This window comes from Rothia sp. (in: high G+C Gram-positive bacteria) (assembly GCF_015265375.1).
Classification (GTDB): Bacteria; Actinomycetota; Actinomycetes; order Actinomycetales; family Micrococcaceae; genus Rothia.
Genome location: NZ_JABZXW010000026.1, coordinates 1 through 20,419 on the forward strand (window position 1 = coordinate 1; position 20,419 = coordinate 20,419).

At 61.6% G+C, this 20,419-nt stretch carries 16 protein-coding genes, 2 tRNA genes and 1 riboswitch; of the genes, 13 read left to right on the forward strand and 5 right to left on the reverse strand.

Translation table 11 applies throughout. The features are described from left to right. Window positions 1-48: 48 nt before the first annotated feature. Genes HXO69_RS04820 through HXO69_RS04830 form a run of 3 tightly spaced genes read right to left on the reverse strand, consistent with a single transcriptional unit; the run spans window position 49 to window position 2,718 of the window. Window positions 49-873 carry an ABC transporter gene (locus HXO69_RS04820; protein WP_296545633.1) on the reverse strand — a complete coding sequence of 275 codons (825 nt, stop codon included), beginning with the start codon at window positions 871-873 and terminating at the stop codon, window positions 49-51. Window position 874: 1 nt separating this feature from the next. Continuing rightward, window positions 875-1,735 carry an ABC transporter permease gene (locus tag HXO69_RS04825; protein WP_296545634.1) on the reverse strand — a complete coding sequence of 287 codons (861 nt, stop codon included), beginning with the start codon at window positions 1,733-1,735 and terminating at the stop codon, window positions 875-877. Beyond that, complete coding sequence (locus HXO69_RS04830) at window positions 1,732-2,718, reverse strand: ABC transporter ATP-binding protein (RefSeq protein ID WP_296545636.1); 987 nt, start codon at window positions 2,716-2,718, stop codon at window positions 1,732-1,734. Before HXO69_RS04830 ends, HXO69_RS04825 begins: the two co-directional genes overlap by 4 nt. A 342-nt stretch (window positions 2,719-3,060) precedes the next feature. Beyond that, window positions 3,061-3,173: riboswitch (SAM riboswitch) on the forward strand. 104 nt (window positions 3,174-3,277) lie between these two features. Between HXO69_RS04830 and HXO69_RS04835 the strand changes: the two genes are divergently transcribed. The 3 genes from HXO69_RS04835 to HXO69_RS04845 all read left to right on the forward strand — a co-directional run bounded on the left by HXO69_RS04835 (window position 3,278) and on the right by HXO69_RS04845 (window position 6,863). Beyond that, window positions 3,278-4,624 carry a bifunctional o-acetylhomoserine/o-acetylserine sulfhydrylase gene (locus HXO69_RS04835; protein ID WP_005507037.1) on the forward strand — a complete coding sequence of 449 codons (1,347 nt, stop codon included), beginning with the start codon at window positions 3,278-3,280 and terminating at the stop codon, window positions 4,622-4,624. A gap of 189 nt (window positions 4,625-4,813) precedes the next feature. Next, on the forward strand, window positions 4,814-6,157 hold the full coding sequence (locus tag HXO69_RS04840) for a homoserine O-acetyltransferase (RefSeq protein ID WP_296545638.1): 1,344 nt from the start codon (window positions 4,814-4,816) through the stop codon (window positions 6,155-6,157). Between the two features lie 355 nt (window positions 6,158-6,512). Then, window positions 6,513-6,863, forward strand: coding sequence for a MerR family transcriptional regulator (locus tag HXO69_RS04845; RefSeq protein WP_294642703.1), 351 nt, complete (start codon window positions 6,513-6,515; stop codon window positions 6,861-6,863). A 123-nt stretch (window positions 6,864-6,986) separates the two neighbouring features. Here the strand turns inward: HXO69_RS04845 and HXO69_RS04850 are convergent, their stop codons facing one another. Beyond that, entirely contained in the window at window positions 6,987-7,802 is an 816-nt protein-coding gene (locus HXO69_RS04850) for a MerR family transcriptional regulator (RefSeq protein ID WP_296545640.1), read from the reverse strand. A gap of 94 nt (window positions 7,803-7,896) precedes the next feature. On the opposite strand from HXO69_RS04850, the gene HXO69_RS04855 reads away from it, so the two are divergent. Beyond that, on the forward strand, window positions 7,897-8,649 hold the full coding sequence (locus HXO69_RS04855) for an alpha/beta hydrolase (RefSeq protein WP_296545642.1): 753 nt from the start codon (window positions 7,897-7,899) through the stop codon (window positions 8,647-8,649). Window positions 8,650-9,041: 392 nt separating this feature from the next. Here HXO69_RS04855 and HXO69_RS04860 read toward each other — a convergent pair whose 3' ends face one another. Beyond that, window positions 9,042-9,257, reverse strand: coding sequence for an RNA-binding S4 domain-containing protein (locus tag HXO69_RS04860; protein ID WP_060823767.1), 216 nt, complete (start codon window positions 9,255-9,257; stop codon window positions 9,042-9,044). A 231-nt stretch (window positions 9,258-9,488) separates the two neighbouring features. Between HXO69_RS04860 and HXO69_RS04865 the strand changes: the two genes are divergently transcribed. The 9 genes from HXO69_RS04865 (at window position 9,489) to HXO69_RS04905 (ending at window position 20,415) form a co-directional block, all read left to right on the forward strand. Further along, window positions 9,489-10,868 carry a glycine--tRNA ligase gene (locus tag HXO69_RS04865; RefSeq protein WP_296545643.1) on the forward strand — a complete coding sequence of 460 codons (1,380 nt, stop codon included), beginning with the start codon at window positions 9,489-9,491 and terminating at the stop codon, window positions 10,866-10,868. A gap of 128 nt (window positions 10,869-10,996) precedes the next feature. Then, window positions 10,997-11,974, forward strand: coding sequence for a GNAT family N-acetyltransferase (locus HXO69_RS04870; RefSeq protein ID WP_005508826.1), 978 nt, complete (start codon window positions 10,997-10,999; stop codon window positions 11,972-11,974). A gap of 187 nt (window positions 11,975-12,161) precedes the next feature. After that, window positions 12,162-13,328 (forward strand): tRNA dihydrouridine synthase DusB, encoded by a 1,167-nt coding sequence (dusB, locus tag HXO69_RS04875; protein ID WP_049355088.1) that lies wholly within the window; start codon window positions 12,162-12,164, stop codon window positions 13,326-13,328. A gap of 118 nt (window positions 13,329-13,446) precedes the next feature. Further along, entirely contained in the window at window positions 13,447-15,573 is a 2,127-nt protein-coding gene (dnaG, locus tag HXO69_RS04880; protein WP_296545645.1) for a DNA primase, read from the forward strand. Window positions 15,574-15,767: 194 nt separating this feature from the next. Further along, window positions 15,768-15,840, forward strand: a tRNA-Asn gene (locus tag HXO69_RS04885). A gap of 683 nt (window positions 15,841-16,523) precedes the next feature. Next, window positions 16,524-17,396: a phage holin family protein gene (locus HXO69_RS04890; protein WP_005508823.1), complete on the forward strand. Its 873-nt coding sequence runs from the start codon at window positions 16,524-16,526 to the stop codon at window positions 17,394-17,396. A gap of 325 nt (window positions 17,397-17,721) precedes the next feature. Continuing rightward, window positions 17,722-18,927, forward strand: a complete 1,206-nt coding sequence (locus tag HXO69_RS04895; RefSeq protein WP_296545647.1) for a glycosyltransferase — start codon at window positions 17,722-17,724, stop codon at window positions 18,925-18,927. Window positions 18,928-19,056: 129 nt separating this feature from the next. Next, window positions 19,057-19,130 (forward strand) — tRNA-Ile (locus HXO69_RS04900). A gap of 259 nt (window positions 19,131-19,389) precedes the next feature. Continuing rightward, complete coding sequence (locus HXO69_RS04905) at window positions 19,390-20,415, forward strand: hypothetical protein (protein WP_296545648.1); 1,026 nt, start codon at window positions 19,390-19,392, stop codon at window positions 20,413-20,415. Window positions 20,416-20,419: the final 4 nt, after the last annotated feature.

A 20,419-nucleotide genomic window follows, 5' to 3' on the forward strand; every position in this document is an offset into this window, starting at 1 on the left:
GGGGAGTGGGCGCTTAAAAGGTTCGTTCTTTTTATCTTGGGTTCGCGCCTACAGCAGCGAGGCCCGGGCACCGGCGCGGATGCGGCGGGCGGCAAGGAAGGTCAGCCCCAACCCCACTGCGGCGTAGAGTACCGCCAGTGCCGCGTCTGCCGCCAGGGGTGCGAAGAGCTCCGGGGTGGTGCCGTTCGCAATACCGCCAGAGGTATCTAAAGCCTGCACCAGTCGGGACCCGGGGACCCAGGAACACAGCCACGCAAGCCACGCGGGGTAGGTACTCACCGGCACAATCACGCCCGCGCTCACCGGCAGAATAATCGACAAGACATTGGACCCGGTGTACGGATCGGACAGGTACAGGCCCAGCCCGGCGGCAAAAATGCCCAGGCAGACCCCTCCCAGAACCGCAACCGGCATCAGCGCAATGGCTCCAAGCAGAAGCCCCGAAGCCGCCCCGGTGGAGGGCGCCGTGAGGGAGAGTAGCCACACGATGCCCACATTGCTCAGCCCCGTCACGGAGGCCAACAGCGCGGGTACCGCAGCCGCGCCCAGCCAGTAGCCCGCATCCACCGGGCGTGCCGTGCAGACGTACTCGAAGACACCAATCCAACGGTCGGTAGCGACGCGCGCAACAATGCCGGCTGCCACCGAGCTGAGGGTGGCAATCAGGGCGGTCGCGCAGCCGATGCGCACCGTATCGTTCGCGGCGAGGTCGGCACCCAAAAGCACAGTGAAAAGCACGTTGAGGCCCGGCACGAGTACCAGGGTCGTGATAGCCGTTCCGAGGGTCGCAAAGGTAATGGACGACGACCAGCCAATAGAGGCGGTAGACAGTGCCCGACGCACCACGCCGGGCAGGGAATCAGTAACACGCACGCTACATCGCCCCCAGGGTGCCGCGACGACGGGCGGAGGCGAGAGCCTTCCGAGCAAAGAGGAAAGCACATACCGCCCAGATGAAGCTCACGACCAGGGTCTGAATTATGGGTAGCAGCGCATCCGCTGGGGTAGTGATGGCGGTACGCCCAAGCAGCAGGTGCACCGGCGCTTGCAGGGGAATGAGCACGCCCACGGCGTCCAGCCAGGCGGGTGCCTCAACGGTTGTGAAAAGAACCCCGGAGAGAATAAACACCGGCACGAGCAGAAGCTCCTCGTAGGCGATAGCGTTCGGCGTTGCCACGAAAAACACCGCAATCATGAACGTGACCGACAAGCAGGCAAGCCACAGCAGGGGAACGCCCAGAACGTAGCGCGGCCAGAGGGCAGAAAAGTCTGTGACCTGCGGGTTGAGCGTCACGAGAGCCCAAACCGCCCACGACAGGGGCAAAGCCGCCAGACCCACAATGGAGGCGCTCGAAACAATAGCCGCCAGCACCCGCACCGGAGAAATCGACCCTGAACACAGGTACACGAGGGTCCCGCGGAAACGCTCAAAATTGATAATGCCCGCCGACACAATGCAGACCGACCACATGCCCACAATGCCCGCGCGGGTCCACGCGAGGGTCGGGTCAACGGAGTGACCCGTGGAGCTCTGCGCCGCCGCGTGCACGGCGAGCGCCTGAAGGATGACCGAGCCGAGCACCGTGCTGATGAGCAGCTGAATAAAGTACGGAACCGTCAAGAACTGTCGCAGGCTAAAGCTCATGAGCCGCAGCTGCCGGGCGCACTCCTGCCGCAGATCGTACCGCCGGTCCTGCCGCTGGAACTCTTCCGAGCGTCGCGTCCGAGTACTCATCGCTTGAGCCCCTCCGCCATCGCCAGGTAGGCCTCCTCCAGGGTTGCCGGGCGCGTGTACGGCTCGGTTCGCGCCCCGATATTCGCCGCGGCAAGCCCCTCCGCCAGGATGCGGTGCGCCTCACCCGCCTCGAACGTGGTGCGCTCGCCGTGCCAGTAGAGGGTCAGCTCCCAGCCGGAACCGCGCGGGGCAAAAAGTACTGTCGCCCGATCGCCAAGGAAGCTACGCAGCGCATCGAGACCCTCGGTGGCGGTGGCTTCAACCTGCACCACGGTCGTGGCGGCAATACCGGCGTGAGCGGCAACATCCTCGAGGGTGCCGCTGACAGCAACGGAACCGGCACCCAAAACGGTGATGGTGTGCGCCAGATCCTCGATTTCGCCGAGTAGGTGGCTCGTCAGCAGAACGGCGGCACCGTCTTCCGCGAGGGAACGGATCAGGGCACGCACCGTCAGCGCGATATCGGGGTCGAGCCCGTTGGTCGGCTCATCCAGCAGAAGCAGAGAGGGGGATCCGAGCAGGGCACGGGCGATGTGCAGGCGCTGCTTCATGCCGCGGGAAAACTCCTGGACAGGCCGCGTTGCCGCATCGGTGAGTTCCACACGGGCTAGGGCATGCTCCACCTCGTGTCGTCGAGCCCGCCCGGAAACCCCCGCAACATCGGCGAAGAACAGCAGATTATCGCGGGCACTGGCGCGCGGGTAGAAGCCGTTCTCCCCTCCCAAAGCTAGGCCCACGTGACGGCGAGCCCGCTGCGGGTGAGCGATAGCATCCACACCGTTCACGGTGAGGCTACCGCTGGTAGGAGTAAGCAAGGTCGAGCACATCTGCACGGTCGTCGTTTTGCCCGCACCGTTGGGGCCGAGGAGGGCGTGAATTTCCCCGGAACTGACGCGAAGCGACACCCGGTCGACGGCGGTAAAAGCGTTTTCACCTTTGCCAAAGACGCGGCTGAGCTGCGCCGCATCAAGAACAAGAGACATGGTAGGTAACCTTCGGGTATGACCCTCTGGCTCCTATACCGGAGGGATGCTGAGCAGGATAAACGGCGTAGCGAGCCGTAGCGAGTTGTACCCTGCGTGAGTGTATGTGTCATTTCAGTGTACCGAAAAACCGTAGATAAAAGTGATGGGGGTTACTGTGCGGATGGTGGGGGTGTCCGCCTCCGCGTCTCGATTGCCTCGCCCTCGGATTGCCCCGGCACCGTCGTTCACGTTTTATGACAGACGTTAAAAAACGTCATCTTTGCAATGAAATGTCTTAAAGTACCGCGCACCCACAAAAACCTTGACCCCGCCCCGTGCCCTATGACACTCTAAATAACAGGTCAAGAGCGCCAGCGATAAGCCCCAGCTAGCTGGCCGGCAACCCTCCTCCGCGGTGGGGTGCCCTGGGTGAAGACCGGGCGGCACGCACAAGCGTGACGCAAGCGCGGGACCGATGTGACCGAAACCGGTACATCAATCGTGACAGGATTATTCGACGACGATTCCTGTACCGTCGGCATGCGGCCCCCTAACTATCCCCTTAGGAGAGCCACGCATGAGCAACAACACTACCGTCCCGACTCCCGCCAACCCCGCAGGTTGGAAGTTCGAAACCCGCCAGATCCACGCAGGTCAGGCGCCGGATGCCGCAACGGGAGCTCGGGCACTACCTATCTACCAGACCACTTCCTTCGTCTTTGACAGCGCCGAGCAGGCAGCGAACCGTTTCGCCCTCGCCGAGCTGGGCCCCATTTACACTCGTCTCAACAACCCCACCCAGGAAGTCATCGAAAACCGTATCGCCTCCCTGGAAGGCGGCGTAGGCGCGCTGCTGCTGGCATCCGGTCAGGCAGCTATTACCTACGCAATCCTGAACATTGCCGGTGCAGGCGACCACGTTGTTGCTTCGCCCTCCGTGTACGGCGGCACCTACAACCTGCTCAAGTACACCCTCGCCGACCTGGGCATTGAAACCACCTTTGTTGAGGACCCGGACGACCTGGACGCATGGCGCGCTGCAGTCCGCCCCAACACCAAGCTCTTCTATGGTGAGTCCGTGCCCAACCCCCGCAACGACGTGCTCGACATTGAGCCCATCGCCAAGATTGCACACGAAAACGGTGTGCCCCTGATCGTGGACAACACCGTACCCACCCCGTACCTGCTGCGCCCCATCGAGCACGGCGCAGACGTAGTCGTCCACTCCGCCACCAAGTACCTGGGCGGCCACGGCACCTCCATCGGCGGCGTGATCGTTGACTCCGGTAACTTCGACTACGGTGCAGACCCCGAGAAGTTCCCCAAGTTCAACCAGCCCGCCCCCGGCTACCACGGCCTGGTCTACGCACGCGATTTGGGTAAGGACTCCGCGTTCGGCGCGAACCTCTCCTACATCCTGAAGGCTCGCGTCTCCCTGCTGCGTGACACCGGCGCCGCGATTTCCCCGACCAACGCCTTCAACATCGGTATCGGTCTGGAGACTCTCTCCCTGCGCATCGAACGCCACATTGAGAACGCCACCAAGGTTGCCCACTGGCTCGAAGCAAACCCGCAGGTCGAGAAGGTTATTTGGGCTGGCGTGGAATCCTCCCCCTGGTACGAGCGTGCACAGAAGTACCTGCCCAAGGGCCCCGGCGCGGTTCTTGGCTTCACCCTCAAGGATGCAACCCTGGAGCAGGCCCGCGACTTCGTGGACGCGCTGAAGCTGCACTCCAACGTGGCGAACATCGGTGACGTGCGCTCGCTCGTGATTCACCCCGCCTCCACCACTCACTCTCAGCTTTCCGCTGAGGAACTGGAGAAGATTGGCGTGTACCCGAACTTCGTCCGCCTTGCTGTCGGTATTGAGAACATCGACGACATTCTCGCTGACCTGCAGCTGGGCTTCGATACCCTCTCCTAAACGGTGATGCAACCCGCAGGTGGACCGGCAAGCTACGGCTTTTCGGTCCACCTGCGGATTCCCCGTTACGGAGCATGTTGTAACTGTGCGGCGTTGTTGCCGCCCAACCTGTTGCTTCTTCTACCCACAGACGAGTACCCCGCTCACACCCGGCACTACCTCGCCGGCCAACCCAGTGAAGGGAACCCCATGACCGCCCAGAGCACTAGCCAGTCCGGCACCACGCTGTCCAGTTCCAAGCAATCCGGCACTATCAACCAGCCTGTCACCGCGCCCATCCCCGTGGCGGGCACCCAGCGCGAACACCCCGAAGCGCAAGGCTACCTGCGTCAGCTGAACATCGGCGACCTGGAGCTCGAATCCGGCGTGACCCTGCCGCAGGTCACCATCGGCTACGAAACCTGGGGCACCCTCAATGAGGCTGGCGATAACGCCATCCTGATTCTGCACGCGCTCACCGGTGACACGCACGTCTCCCGTGGCGTACCCACCCCGGATATGCCCGCCCCGCTGATTCGCGCTATCGAATCGGATGGCTGGTGGGAAGGCATCGTGGGCCCCGGCTCGGTCGTGGACACCAACCGCTACTTCGTGATTGCCCCCAATATTCTGGGCGGCTGCTACGGCTCCACCGGCCCGGCAAGCATCATTCCCGAAGGCTACCCGGGTGCCGGTGAGCATTGGGGTTCCCGCTTCCCACAGGTAAGCATCCGCGACTCGGTACGTGCCGAGGCGCACCTGGCTCGTGCACTGGGTGTGACCAGCTTCCGCTACGTGATTGGTGGTTCCCTCGGCGGCGCTCGCGCCTTGGAGTGGGCGGCAACCAACCCTGAGCTGGTGCGCGGATGCGCGGTGATTGCCTCCGGTCCTTCGGCGACGGCTGAGCAGATTTCGTGGGCTCATACCCAGAACATTGCGATTCGTTCGGACGCGAACTTCGCCGGCGGTGACTACTATGCTGGCCCCGCGCCGACTGCGGGCCTTGCCCTGGCGCGCCGTATTGCACACACCACCTACCGTAGCCCCGCCGAGCTGGAGCACCGCTTCGGCCGCGAGGAAAACCGCGGCGAAAGCACCGTGGGTGGCTCTCTGGGTGAGCCGCGTGGCCGCTACGCTATCGAAAGCTACCTGGACCACCACGGCGCCAAGCTGGTTGAGCGTTTTGACGCGAACAGCTACCTGGCGGTCAACGAGGCACTGATTTCGCATGATGTGGCTCGTGGCCGCGGCACCCTGGCGCAGGCGCTGGCTCACACCGATTGCGAGTGGACCATTGCGGCGGTAAACACGGACCGCCTGTTCTTCCCGCATGAGTCGCACCGCCTGGCGGAGGCGTTGCCCACCCCGGTTACCGTGGACATTATTGAGTCGAACCACGGCCATGACGGCTTCCTGATTGAGTCGAAGCAGGTTGAGCGTATCCTGGCTCGTGCGCTGGGTGTTGAGGAGGGGTCTGCTACCCCGAGTGAGGCGCAGCGTGAGCGTGAGGCACTGGACTCGATGACTCGCCTGTACGGTACCGTCACCCACTAGAACCACCAGCATCGGGGGCATCGGCTAGGTGCCTTCTGAATGCTGCTTATGCCACCTACATACGGGTAAATTCCGTGCCGGCAGAGAGTGTCTTCACAGGTTCTTCCGCCCGCCGAGAATTAACCTTCACCCTAAAGGTTAGGTAAGGAGATGCCGGGTGCTTGCACAATGCGAGCATTCGGCGTTTCTTTGCGCATATTTGTGGGCTATTGTTCCAGGTCAGGGAATATTTTCCGGTTTTTCTGGCGCTTTTTGAAAGCTCCGCGAGATACCGCGGAAGTAGCCTCTTGTTGCACTGGAAGGTAAAGGTTCTCAGTTTGCTTTAGACCCGCTCTAACCCCATAGCATTAACGCTGTGGTAAGTATTCAAGAGGTAGCGGAGCAGTTGGGGGTGAGCACCCACGCCCTGCGCTATTACGAGAAAGAGGGGCTCATTGCGGTGCCCCGTGATGCTCACGGAACCCGTATTTTTGATGAGGAGTCTATCTCCGCAGCACGGTTTATTGCTACCTGCCGTCAGGCCGGCATGAGTCTTGCCGACATTCGTACAATCTTGGACAATCCGGATGATCACGCCCTGTCCATTGATGTGATGGAGCGCGCCCGCCGAAAGATTGAAAACGAGATTGCGGGGTTGCAGCAGAACCTTGAGCACCTGGATCGCCGTATTCAGGAGCACCGCAGCCACCTCGATGGCACCCGCTAGATAACCGTCTAATTTTCATGCAGGTATGCATGCCGACGCCCGGTATTCCCACACAGGGAATCCGGGCGTCTTTTCGTGCTCAGCTACTCAGGCTCAGTCACGAGGTATCTTCACCTCGGAAGTCTACCCCCAAGTAGTTTTCTCCGGGTCAACACCGTGCGCACGAGCGTTCTCAAAGATGACCTCCCGCAGCCACTCCGCAAGCCCGGGCGCGAGCTTCTCGTAGTGCGCCTTGAAGCGGGCATCCTCAACGTAGCCGCGAGCCAGAATCGCGTGCTTGGCGGGGGTGACCTCGAAGAAGAACAGGGAGGCGCGGTGCCGCTCGGCGAGCGCGTTCGCCTCCTCGCTGCCCGGCTGCACGCCGCGGTTGAACGCCTCGACGAGGGCGTGCTCCACCTCCTCAACCTGCTGTTTGCCGTTCTGCCAGTCGGCACGGTTCATCGTTGCGGTACGGCGCTGATATTCTGCCCAGTCGTCAGTTTTTCCGTAACGCTCCTGCGCTTCCTGCTGGTGGGCGAGGCTGAACCCTTCACCCATAATTTCTGCTTTTTCGGCAGCGCTGAGCTGCTCATTTTTAGGTGCCATGGTGTCCTCCAAAAGATGTTCGATGGTTTCAAGCATGCGCTTGTACGCGACGATTTTGCGTTGAAGCATATCCCGCTGAGCGAGTAGATGCTCGGTGCTGTTCGCTTCGTCCTGCAGTATGTTGTGAATGGCGTCAAGGCTCATGCCGGTGGCGCGGTACCCCATGATGACGGTGATTCGTTCAAGATCTGCGTCGGTGTAGTACCGGTACCCGTTGAACTCATCATGCGCCGGGTTGAGTAAGCCTCGGTGCTCCCAGTGGTGCAGCGTGCGGACTGTTAGCCCGTGCAATGATGCCGCTTCTCCCACGGTGTATTCGTGCTGCCCGTCAGGTGGTGTTATGTTCGCGTCCATGGTTTCACTCTAAAACCTCACGTTAGGTGAGGGTCAAGCTAGCGGCGGAACCTGCGGTGCAGGTTTGTGGGGGAGTCCTCGCTAAGATGGGTTCATGAGCGAAAACAAATACGTCGTCGAATACACCCGCCCCGAGAACGAACGTGCAGGCACCCACCTGGTGCTCATGCTGCACGGCTACGGCTCCCAGGAGCACGACCTGCTGTCTCTGGCGGCGCACCTTCCGCAGGAGGGCTTCACCTACGCCTCCATGCGTGCACCGCAGCCGGTTGGCACCCAGTTCTCCGCGGACTCGAGCGGCGCCTACATTGCCGCAGACGCTATCGGCTACCAGTGGTACCCGCTGAACCAGCAGCTCGAATCTGACCAGCGCGCCATTGAGCAGGCGAGCGACTACGTGTTGGAGTGGGTACGCGCGAACCGCGAACCGTACGCTTCGGTGACCCTGCTGGGCTTCTCGCAGGGTATGGGTATCGCAACTTCGATGGTGCGTCACGCTCCCGGCGAGTTTGCTGCCGTGGTGGGCCTGTCCGGCTACGCGGTGGACTCTGATTCGCCGTACTTCAAGGACGAGGAGCTCAAGGAAACCCAGCTGCCGGTGTTCTTCGGCCGCGACCAGGAAGACCCCGTCATCCCGCAGGAGATGGTGAACTACACCTACGACTGGATCCGCAAGTACACCGACGGCATTAAGGTGCTGTACGCCGGTGCGGGCCACGGCGTGAGTGCCATGGAGATTCGCCATGTGGGCGAGTTCCTGGAGGTGAAGGTGCAGGGTAAGGAGCCGCGTGTTCGTGCGCAGAAGGTTGCGGAGGCGACCGGCGCCGTGGAAGGCTCCGACGCCTAAATCGACTATATGGAAAGCCCCCGGGTCTGACGACTCGGGGGCTTACGTGTAGTTCCGTTTGGAAAGGCGGTTATCGTCCTCGTTCCTACAGGGAACCCGCCCTCGCTTCGCTTCGGGCACCCTGATGTCACGTTCGGACGATACCGCCTTTCCGTGCTGGGGTACTGTGCGGGCGCGGCCGCGTTTTCCGGATGCGCCCGCAGGGTGTCATCCCGGACGCTCTCCGATGCGGAGCGAGGAGGAAGCGGAGCGTCCGGGTGACGGGTGCCCCTGCGTAGGCGCGGAGGAAATATGCGGCGCCCCGCCCCTGCTTAGTGAGGGGAGGAACGAGGACGAGCACTGCCTCCTAGCCTTGCTAAAAAGGCCTATCTCAAACGGAATAAAAGGTCTGGCTAGTCCTCGTGCGCAACCTTCACGGTCACGCCGTTAAAGCTGACGGTGTCGCCGGGGTGCAGCTGCTTGCCGCGTGCTTCTTCAATGTCGCCGTTGACCTTGACCAGGCCGTGCTGAATGACCTCGCGTGCCTGCGCGCCGTCCTCTACGAGGTTGGCGAGCTTGAGGAACTGGCCGAGGCGGATCATGTCGTCGCGAATAAAAATTTCTTCCATGCCTTCTAGTTTATCTCGCCGGGTGCGTCCTGGCTTCCAGAGATTTGGGGGAGCGGCGAGGGGCAAGAGCATACCCAGGGGTGGGGTGGTGATGGTACCCTAGTGTCTTGCATCAAAAAGTGTGCATATTGCGCCGATGAGCGCGAATACGGGCGCCCCGTTCTGGGCCTCGCCTCTTATCAACCCGAACTCACGCACGTCACAGCCGGTGGCGGGGCAGAAGGAGTAACTATGGCTGAAAAGTCCACCCTCGATAACGTTATTGCGCTCGCGAAGCGCCGCGGCTTTGTTTTCCAGGCCGGTGAAATTTACGGCGGTTCCCGCTCCGCATGGGACTACGGCCCCCTCGGTGCAGAACTGAAGGAAAACATCCGTCAGCAGTGGTGGCAGCGTTTCGTCCGCTCCCGCGCGGACATGGTCGGCCTGGACTCCTCCGTTATTCTGCCCCGTGCAGTGTGGGAGGCATCCGGTCACGTGGCGACCTTCACCGACCCGCTGGTTGAGTGCCTGTCCTGCCACAAGCGTCTGCGTCAGGATCACCTGCTGGAGAACTTTGAGGCGAAGAAGGGCCGCGCGGCTGAAGGCATGGAAGAGATTGCCTGCCCGAACTGTGGCACCCGTGGCGAGTGGACTGAGCCGCAGAACTTCTCCGGTCTGATGAAGACCTACCTGGGCCCGGTCGACAATGAGGATGGCCTGCACTTCCTGCGCCCCGAGACCGCCCAGGGTATTTTCGTGAACTTCAACAACGTGGTCACCGCATCCCGCAAGCGCCCGCCGTTCGGCATCGGCCAGATCGGTAAGTCGTTCCGTAACGAGATCACCCCCGGTAACTTCATCTTCCGTACCCGCGAGTTCGAGCAGATGGAAATCGAGTACTTCGTGCACCCGGATGACGCTGACAAGTACTTCAACGAGTGGGTTGAGGACTGCTGGAACTGGTTCGTTGACCTGGGCATCAACCCGGACAACATGCGCCGCTTCGACGTTCCTAAGGAGGAGCGTGCACACTACTCGGCTGGCACTATTGACGTTGAGTACCGCTTCGGCTTCCAGGGTTCCGAGTGGGGCGAGCTGATGGGCGTTGCGAACCGTACCGACTACGACCTGGGCGTTCACAACAAGCACTCCAACGCGAAGCTTGAGTACTTCGACCAGGCTACCGGTGAGCGTTACGTGCCGTACGTGATTGAGCCGTCCTTCGGTCTGACCCGCTCCATGATGGCGTTCCTTGTTGACGCATACGTCGAGGATGAGGCACCCAACACTAAGGGTGGCGTGGATAAGCGCGTCGTGCTGAAGCTCGACCCGCGCCTGGCACCGGTGAAGGCTGCTGTTCTGCCGCTGTCGAAGAAGGCTGAGCTGTCTGAGCCGGCAACTAAGCTGGCGAATGAGCTGCGTGGCCTGTGGAACGTGGACTACGACGAGGCGGGCGCTATTGGTCGCCGTTACCGCCGCCAGGATGAGATCGGTACCCCGTTCTGCATCACCGTGGACTTTGACACTCTTGAGGATCAGGCTGTGACCATCCGCGAGCGTGACACCATGAACCAGGAGCGTGTGGCTCTGGATCAGGTGAAGTCTTACCTGGCTGCACGCCTGGCAGGCTAAAAATAATTTATAACATGGTCGGCGGGTAGCTTCTTAGAGCGAAAGAGGCTACCCGCCGTCGTGTATTTGGGCTACCCTGGTTAGACTGATTGGCACGTTTGACGCGAGCAAAGGAAAGGTGCACGGATATGGCTGAACGCCTCAGCGAAAAATTTGAGATTCGCCCTTGGCAGGAGGGTGATGACCTTGCCCTGCTTGAGATTTGGAACTCTGCCCGCAATGAGGTTGAGGAGCGCCAGCGTGGCCTCTTTGGCCCGGACAGTGACGCGCCGTTTAGCCGTACCCTGGTGGTGACTGTTTCGGGTGTTCCGGTGGCTGCGGGTACTGTGGTGGCTTCGCTGCTGCATCCGACGCGTCTGTGGTCGTATGTGGAGGTCGCAGCTGACCACCGCCGTCAGGGTATTGGTACTGCCCTGCTGGATGCGTTGCGTGAGATTGCGGCGGCGCACGGTCAGACGACTGCTTTGCGTGTGAAGCTGTCGCCGTTTAGTGACGGTGAGGAGTTCGCGCAGGCAACTGGTATGAAGCTGGTTCAGCGTTCCCGTATGGTGCGTGTGGAGCCGGGGGCGATTCCTCCGGTGTCGTTGCGTGAGGACGCTGACGGTAACGAGACTCAGGCGATTGAGGATTTGGCGACCGGTTCGGTTGAGCTGACCGCCGCGCTGTGGGATTTCTACCGCCGCGCCCACGAGTGGGATGTTCCCGCCGAGGTGGGTTTGGGCACCGTGAACCGCTATTTCCTCTCGGATGAGGTGCGTGCCTTTGGTGCCGTGGTGCTTCGTGACCATATTCGTGAGGCTGCTGCTGAGGGTAAGAAGGGCCCGATTGTGGCGTTTGCGGTGAGCTACCACCCCTTCGAGACTGACCCGGAGGCGGCGCTGGTGGATGAGAAGACCGCCACGGAGTTGCTGCTGGGCTACGACTTCGATAATGAGGGTGCTGTGGAGGCGATTATGCAGGTGCTGTCCCTGCTGAGCGCTAAGTACCCGGTGCTGGTTGAGGTTGACGACGCCATGGAGGCGCTGGTTCAGGTGACCGACGTGCTGCTGCGTGCCGGCACTGCCTCGGTGGAGGGTGACCCGACCTATATTTACGTGACCGAGTAGGTTACTAGGTAGATTCTCGGTACCGAGCCTGCTGGCTGACTCTTGCTGAAGGGGCGGGGGAGTGGAATGCTCCTCCGCCCCTCTCGCGTACCTGCGCCTCCTCACGGTTGCTGAGCTTGCACTGCGTTCCTGTACCCCCTCAGCTGAGTCCGGTTCTCGATTTGCCCCCGTATGCCACAATATAGGGGTGAATTCTGAAGCACCCCGTCTTACCCTTCCGCCCCTGAAACTGGGCAATCTGACCGTTGATACTCCCGTGGTTCTCGCCCCGATGGCTGGCGTGACCAATAAGGCTTTCCGCCGCCTCTGCAGTGAATATGGCGGCGGCCTGTACGTTACCGAAATGGTGACTGCGCGCGCCCTGGTGGAGCGTAAGCCCGAGTCCATGCGCATTATTGAGCATGACCCGGACGAGAAGATTCGCTCCATCCAGATTTACGGCGTTGACGCGGTCAACGTCGGCAAGGCTGTGCGCATGGTCGTTGAAGAGGACCGTGCCGACCATATCGACCTGAACTTTGGTTGCCCTGCCCCCAAGGTGACCCGCCGAGGCGGTGGCGCCGCCCTACCCTGGAAGACTGACCTGTTCACTGCGATTGTGCAGACCGCGGTGAAGGAGGCGTCCCGCAACGATATTCCGCTGACCATTAAGATGCGTAAGGGCATCGACGATGACCACATTACGTTCTTGGAATCCGCCAAGATCGCCCGTGATGCCGGTGTTGCGGCGATTGCTCTGCACGGTCGTACTGCGGCTCAGCATTATTCGGGTAAGGCTGACTGGGATTCTATTGCGCAGCTGCGTGAGCTGATTCCGGATGTGCCGATCCTGGGTAATGGCGATATTTTCTCCGCCGAGGATGCGGTGCGCATGGTTGAGCAGACCGGCGTGGACGGCGTGGTGATTGGTCGCGGCTGCCAGGGTCGCCCGTGGCTGTTTGGCGACCTGCAGAATGCGTTTGAGGGTTCGTCGGAGCGTATCCGCCCGACCCTGACTGAGGTGTCGGACATGATTTACCGCCACGCAGAACTGCTGGTGGAAACCTTCGGCGATGAAACCCGAGGCCTGCGCGAGATCCGCAAGCACGTGGCGTGGTACTTCAAGGGGTACCCTGTTGGCGGTGAGCTGCGCGCGAAGATGGCTCAGGTGCCCGACCTGGCGACCTTCCGTGAGCTGATTGCTCAGCTGGACCACTCGATTGGTTACCCGGGTGCCGCTGTGGAGGGTTCGCGCGGTCGCGCCGGCAGCCCCAAGCAGCCGCACCTGCCTGATGGCTGGCTGGATTCGCGCATCCTGGGGGACGCTGAGCGTCTGGGCCTGGCGGAGGCTGAGCTGGATATTTCCGGCGGCTAAACACCTGTGTGCCGCGGCGTGCTGTTTGCGCGTCGCGGCGCATCCTTTTCTGCCCCTATTTACCGCGCCTGCACCGCCTGCAGGCGCTACCTGTTGACCCCACCGTAGAATTGAGTTTATGGCTGGATTAATCCGCAAAGAAGACATTGACGAAGTCCGCGCCCGTACCGATATCCGCGAAATCATTGAAGGCTACGTGAGCCTCAAAAGCGCCGGTATAGGCACCTTCAAGGGGCTGTGCCCGTTCCACGACGAGCGCACGCCCTCCTTCAATGTGCGCCCGCAGGTCGGCTCGTACCACTGCTTCGGTTGCGGTGAATCCGGTGACGTGTACTCCTTCGTCATGGCGATGGAACACACCAGCTTCGTTGAGACGGTGGAGCGTCTAGCCGCCCGTATTGGCTACACCCTGCACTACGAGGGCGGTAAGCCCGGCGACCGCTACGAGGCGGGTATGCGCCGCCGCCTGCTCGACGCGCACAAGATGGCCGCCGAGTTCTTTGAACGTAACCTCTACAGCGCTGATGCGCAGGAGGCGCAGCGCTTCCTTGGCGCCCGCGGGTTCGACCCCGCCGCAACCCGCAAGTTCGGTGTCGGCTATGCTCCGCGCGGCTGGGACCACCTGCTCAAGCACCTTCGCTCCCAGGGCTTCACCGATGAGGAGCTGAAGGCGACCGGCATGTTCTCGGAGGGCAACCGCGGCCTGTACGACCGCTTCCGCGGCCGCATCATCTGGCCGATCCGCACCATCGCCGGTGAAACCATCGGTTTCGGTGCCCGCCGCCTCTTCGACGACGACCAGGGCCCCAAATACCTGAACACCCCCGAAACGCAGCTGTACAAGAAATCCCAGGTGCTTTACGGCATTGACCTGGCAAAACGCGATATGACCAAGACCAAGCAGGTCGTCATCGTGGAAGGCTACACGGACGTCATGGCGGCACACCTCGCAGGCATCACCACCGCCGTTGCCACCTGCGGCACCGCGTTCGGTCCCGGCCACATCAAGATGGTGCGCCGCATGATTACCGACGACGGCTCCGGCGGCGAAATCATCTTCACCTTCGACGGTGACGCCGCAGGCCAGAAAGCCGCCATGGCCGCCTTCCAGGAGGACCAGCGCTTCGTCGCGCAGACCTTCGTGGCGGTTGCCGAGAACGGCATGGACCCCTGCGACCTGCGCCTACACAAGGGCGACGCCGCCGTGCGCTCGCTGATCGCTTCGCGCCGTCCGCTCTTCGAGTTTGCGATTGATTCGACCCTCGCCAAGTACGATTTGGCGACCCTCGAAGGCCGCGTGCTGGCGATGCGCGCTATCGCCCCGATTATTGCCGGCATTAAGGACCGCGACCTGCGCCCCGCCTACATGCGTAAGGTCTCCGGTCAGCTCGGCCTGGAGCTCGACGAGATTCAGCGCGCAGTGGCGTACGCGCAGAACCACCCGAAGCTTTCCCGCTCCCAGCAGGCGGAGGCTCCCGCCGCCGCGCCGCGTTACGAGCGTCTGAACGAGGGGCCGCAGGGCATGCCGGGCACACCGGGATACGCAGGCGCTCAGGGTTACGCGGGTGCGCCGGGCTATACGGGTGCTCAGGGCGCAGTTCATGCTGACGCGCCCTACGACCCCGCCTACGACGCACCGCCACCGGAAGACCACGCCGCACCCAGTGCCTACGCCGGGCAGAACGCGGCCGCGCACCCGCCGAGCAGCATTCAGACCACCGCACCCCAGCCGGAGGCGACCGCCCCCGCCGTCGAGGAATTCCTCACCCCCGACCCGCGTGACCCGGTTGCCCGCCTCGAAAAGGCGGCGCTCGAGATTGCCCTGCAGCACCCCGAGCTCATCAGCGTGGAACAGTGGCGTAACCTCGCCACCGTGCAGTTCCGCTACCGCACCCACCGCGAGGTGGCCGCCGGCATTATTCACGCGGCAACCGTCATGGCGCCCACCCCCGGCATCGAGTGGATTAACTGTGTACGTTCCGGTGCGGTAGAAGGTGTGCACCCCGCCATTGCGGAGCTCGCCGTCTCACCGCTACCGGTCAGCAGCGCTGAGCGTCTGCCCGGTTTTGTGACTGGTGCGCTCAACGCCCTGTTCGAACAGCAGATCGCCCGCCAAAAATCCGACCTGATGATGCGCCTAGAGCAGCTCAGCGCCAACCCCGACGACGAAGAATTCGAAGCGGTTCAGCGTCAGCTCCTCGAACTGGAAATGCGCCGCCGCCAGCTCACCGCCCAGCGCGGCTAAACACGGTTCCTTGTGAATACCCCGGCAACCTGCCGAATGTCCTGTGTTCTGCAGGTTGCCGGGGGAACGCCATCCAAACTAACCACGCAACCCAAAGAGTGATGCACTTCACGGCATTTCAAGTTGCGGAGCCTAAACAGCCCCGGTATAGTTATTACTCGTTGCAAGGGAAACCAGCAACGAAAACAAAATAATCCCCCGTAGCTCAATTGGCAGAGCATTCGACTGTTAATCGAAGGGTTACTGGTTCGAGTCCAGTCGGGGGAGCGCATAAAGCAAGAATCCTCAGGGCTCCGCCCTGGGGATTCTTGCTTTATCTGTTGCCCTGGCTCGAACCAGTAACCACTCCGCCATACGCAGGCGCTGGGGCGCCTGCTCCAGGCTCCGTCTGGTTCGAGTCCAGCGCAACAGTGGCATACGGGGTGGTTGAGATTTTTGGTTCCTCGCGCGCTCGGAAAATCTTCGCCTCGCTAGTTCGAGTCCAGTCGGAACGTTCTCTCCAAACCGTGAACCAACCGTGAACCAGTAACCCCTCGGGCTTACGCCCTCGGCGGGATAACGGTTTTTACTTCCTCGCGCGCTCGGAAAAACCGTCACCCCGCTGTATCGAGTCCAGTCGGAACCCTCCTCTAAAATCACCGACCAGTTTATGAAACTGTACCCGCAGAAAAGTTCACCCTGCCCACACACTCCACCCACGCATCCAATGCGCGGCAGGGGAGCGGCGCATCGGCATCCTCTTACGCCTACTCCAGAGCAAATCCACAGGCGCAACCAAACCTAGAAAGCTACGCCTGCAGCTCAATGCAGCCTCCAGAAAGTCGAAAATACCTGAAGAGATAGCGCAAACCCCCGTTCAAACGGTCACGCGGAGGTATCATAAGGGGCTAAACTATAGGAGGTGGAGTGCGAAAAAGAAGCCTCCAAAAACACGTCACGGAGAGGTGGTCATGACCACTACTACTAATCCCAAGGCACCCAAGCGTTTCTTTGCTGGCATCAGCGGGATTAAGTCCGGCGTCGCGAACATCATCGACGCTGGCAAAACCTTCAAGACCCTCGGACCCAGCCAGGTCAAGGACGAAATCCAGATTGCAAAGCACGAGCTGAAGACCAAGGGCATCGCCGTTGGTAAGGGCGCAGCCTTCTTCGGCGTCGCAGCAGTCTTCGGTCTGTTCCTGATCATCGCGCTGGTCGCCGCAGCAATCCTCGGCCTCGGCACCGTCATGCCCTACTGGGCATCCGCGCTGGTCTTCGCCCTCATCTTCCTCATCGTCCTGGCAATCTGCGCCCTGGTCGGTCTGAAGAAGGTCAAGGCACAGCTGCCGTTCAAGCCCGAATCCGCAATCTTCGGTCTGCTCTTCGACCTCGGCGTACTCAAGGAAGGTACCGCCATGTCCGCTGAGCGCCTGAAGAAGGAACAGGCAGAGCGTGCAGAGCAGAAGGCTAAGGAAGCTGAAGAAGCAGCAGAACGCGCACGTCAGGAAGCTGAAGAGCGCAAGGCACGCGGCGAGGAAGAGCCCAAGCCGCCGACCTTCGAAGAGCTCAAGCAGCGCACCGCAGAACGCCGCCAGCACCTGGCAGCCCTGCGCGACGACCTGCAGTCCTACACCGGCGACGTTCAGAACAACACCCAGCAGGCTCTGGACGCTCTCAAGGCAGTGCCCTCCGAGGTTGCCGCAGGTGCAGCAGCTACCGGCCGCGGCCTGGCAGAGAACGTGCGCAAGCCCGAGGTTCTGCAGGCACGCTGGAAGTCCTTCGCAGCACTGGGCGCATCCATTGCAACCGTCCTGCACTTCCTGAACCGCCTGGTTCGCCGCTAAACACTGTTCGCCGCTAAACCTAGCCGCCGCTAAAACCGGTACAGGTTTAACGCCAAGCGTCCAAACGCCCCGATATTCGTATCGGGGCGTTTGTGCGTCTACGGCAGGTTCCGGGCGCCTGTCTCAACGGTTGGTTTAGAGGTAACTCCCAGCCAAAGCCGCCCGCTACAAGTCGGAGAAGGACGCAGCTCACAGGTAGAATAGACAAGTGCTGTACGTACTGGACCCACCCGGTGCACGCGGCAGACAGAGGTAGAAGCGGCGCACCGTCGCACCCGAAACCCCAAAGTCACCGACACACTACACCCCGATGAGGAGCCCCGTCATGGAACAGGCAAAGACGATTCTGATTGGCGCAGAAACCTACCCGCCGGACATCAACGGTGCAGCACAATTCGGTCACCGCCTCGCCACTTCCATGCTCAAGCGCGGCCACTCCGTACACGTAGTCGCCGCCAGCCCCATCCCCGGCCCCAGCTACCGCACCGAGGTAGAGGGCGGCATCGTGGAGCATCGCCTGCGCTCGCATCTGCCCCCGACCCACGAAACGAACCGCATCTGCCTGCCCTGGGAAATCTGGTCCGAGGTCGGCGCAATCCTCGACGAGGTCCGCCCGGATGTGGTGCACGTGCAGTGCCACTACATCATTGGTCGCGCGCTGATTTTCCAGGCGAAGCGCCGCGGTATTCGTGTTATCGCAACTAACCACTTCATGCCCGCGAACCTTGACCCGTTCCTGCCCTTCCCCTCTCCCGTGAAGCGCGTGATTGAGAAGGCAACCTGGAAGGATATGCGTTTCTGCTTCTCCAAGACCGCGGTCGTCACCACCCCCACCCAGATTGGTGCGGATGCGATGCGCGACCTGGGTCATTTTGACCGCCCGGTCATGCCGGTTTCTAACGGTATTGAGATCAGCGACTACGAGCTGGCTGAGGGTGCTGACGCCGGCAAGGTTCCCGGTGAGCTGCGTATTGCCTTCGTGGGTCGCCTTGCCGAAGAGAAGAACGTGGACGTGCTCATCGAGGCGCTCTCCCTGCTGCCCGATACCCTCGAGCACGTGGTGCTTGATATTGCCGGTGGTGGCGAACTGCGTGAGGCTCTCGAGCAGAAGGCGCACGATTGTGGCGTTGCCGATCGCGTGATTTTCCGTGGCTTCGTTCCGGATGAGCATCTGCCCGAGGTGTACCAGATGGCTGACGTGTTCTGCCAGCCCGGTACCGCTGAGTTGCAGTCCCTGGTTTCCCTGGAAGCGATGAGCGCCTCCACCCCCGTGGTGCTCGCGAACGCGCTGGCTCTGCCGCACCTGGTGGAGGACGGTGTGAACGGCTACCTCTTCGAGCCCAATAACGCACAGGATTTGGCGAAGAAGCTGGAGGCTGTGCTCTCCCTGCCCGCCGCTGAGCGTGAGCAGATGGGCCGCGAGTCCCGCCGCATCGTGGGCTTCCACAGCGCGGAGAACACCTGGCGTACCTTCGAAGAGCTGTACGTGAGCGACGCTCCGTACCAGCGTTACCTGGATTCGCGCCGCTAAGTTTCTTTAGGCTAAGTTTCTCTAGACCCTGAGCGTTGAGTAGGAGAGAGCGTTTTTCGTTCTCAGTCGCCGTTCAGGTACTCTAGAGGATGGTGCTGGCGCCCATTGCGCGCCGTCACTGCACCGGATGGGGAGTTAGCTCAGCCGGTTAGAGCAGGGGACTCATAATCCCTTGGTCGCGGGTTCGAGCCCCGCACTCCCTACGGCCCCGCCCGTCGACTTCACCCACTTGTCGGCGGGCGGGGCTTTTTCGCGCCCTCATGGCGCGTTTTCAGGGTGCCTATTTTCGTACATGGAATGCATCAACGGTGATGAAAATGAGTAAATGACGAACGAAGACGCTTCATAGCGTTCGATACGGTAGGGTTGAAGAGTCTTGTCACGAAAGACAGCGTGATGCCGCCGGTAGATGCCGATTCAGCCGGTAGGTGTTGCTTCCACACACCATACGAGAGGATCTCAATGTCGGAGAACACTCCCAACAACCCGTCGCAGGGCGCACCCGCGGCTGGTGGCTACGGCTACGATGCCGGTGCGCGTCCCGCGCAGGACGCGTCGCCGCCTGCTCAGCCGCAGCAGCCCGTGCAGTCGATCCAGCAGGGTAATGCTGCTCAGTCTGCCGCGCCGGCAGCACCTCAGCAGCCCGTTCAGCCTGAACCGGTTCAGTCGCAGCAGGCGGCTCAGCCCGGTCAGCCTGCCGCCGCACCCCAGCCCGATGTTGCACAGCCCGGTACTGCTCAGCCCGGTGCTGCGCAGCCGGGTCAGCCCGGCCAGGCAACCTATGCGCCGAGCGCACCGCATCCGGCGGTGAAGGCACTGGGTGCTACCTGGAACGCGTTCTTGGACGTTTTCTCCAGCAACCCGGCGACCGCGCACGCTCGCATCTCTTCCGCAGGTGCGTGGGGTTGGATTGTTCCCACGACTCTGCAGGCGCTGGTGAGCGCGTTCTTCTTCAGCCAGCTGGTAATTCTGGCGGCGGTTGTCATGATGTCCATGTTGGGCTACATGTTTGGTGGCCGAAGTGGTGCCGCCTACGGTGGTGCCTACGCCGCCCAGGCCGTACCGACCGGACGCATGATTCTGGCGTACGTGCTGATGGCTCTTGCAATCTTTGGCGTGCAGGTTCTGCGCGGTGTGCAGCTGCAGCTGACCGCGCGTATTGGCAAGGCACCGACTACCTTCACCGCAAGCATGCACGCGGTGTCGGTGTCTTCTCTGGCGCTGATTCCTTCGTTCCTGGTGCTGAACCTGCTCGTGTTCTTCTTGACCCTCACCCGTAGCGGTGGCAGTGCGTTCTTCTTGACCATGCTCATGGTTCTGGTGCTTGCTTTTGCGGTGTTCTCGGGTGAGGCTCTGACCTACCTGGGTCTGAACCGTCTGGGCCGCTTCGCGAAGTCCCCGATTATCATGCACGCGGCGCTGAGCACCGCGTGGGTTCTGGCATCCATGATCGTTTACTACGTGGCTATCCGCCTGATGGGAGCCTAGAATG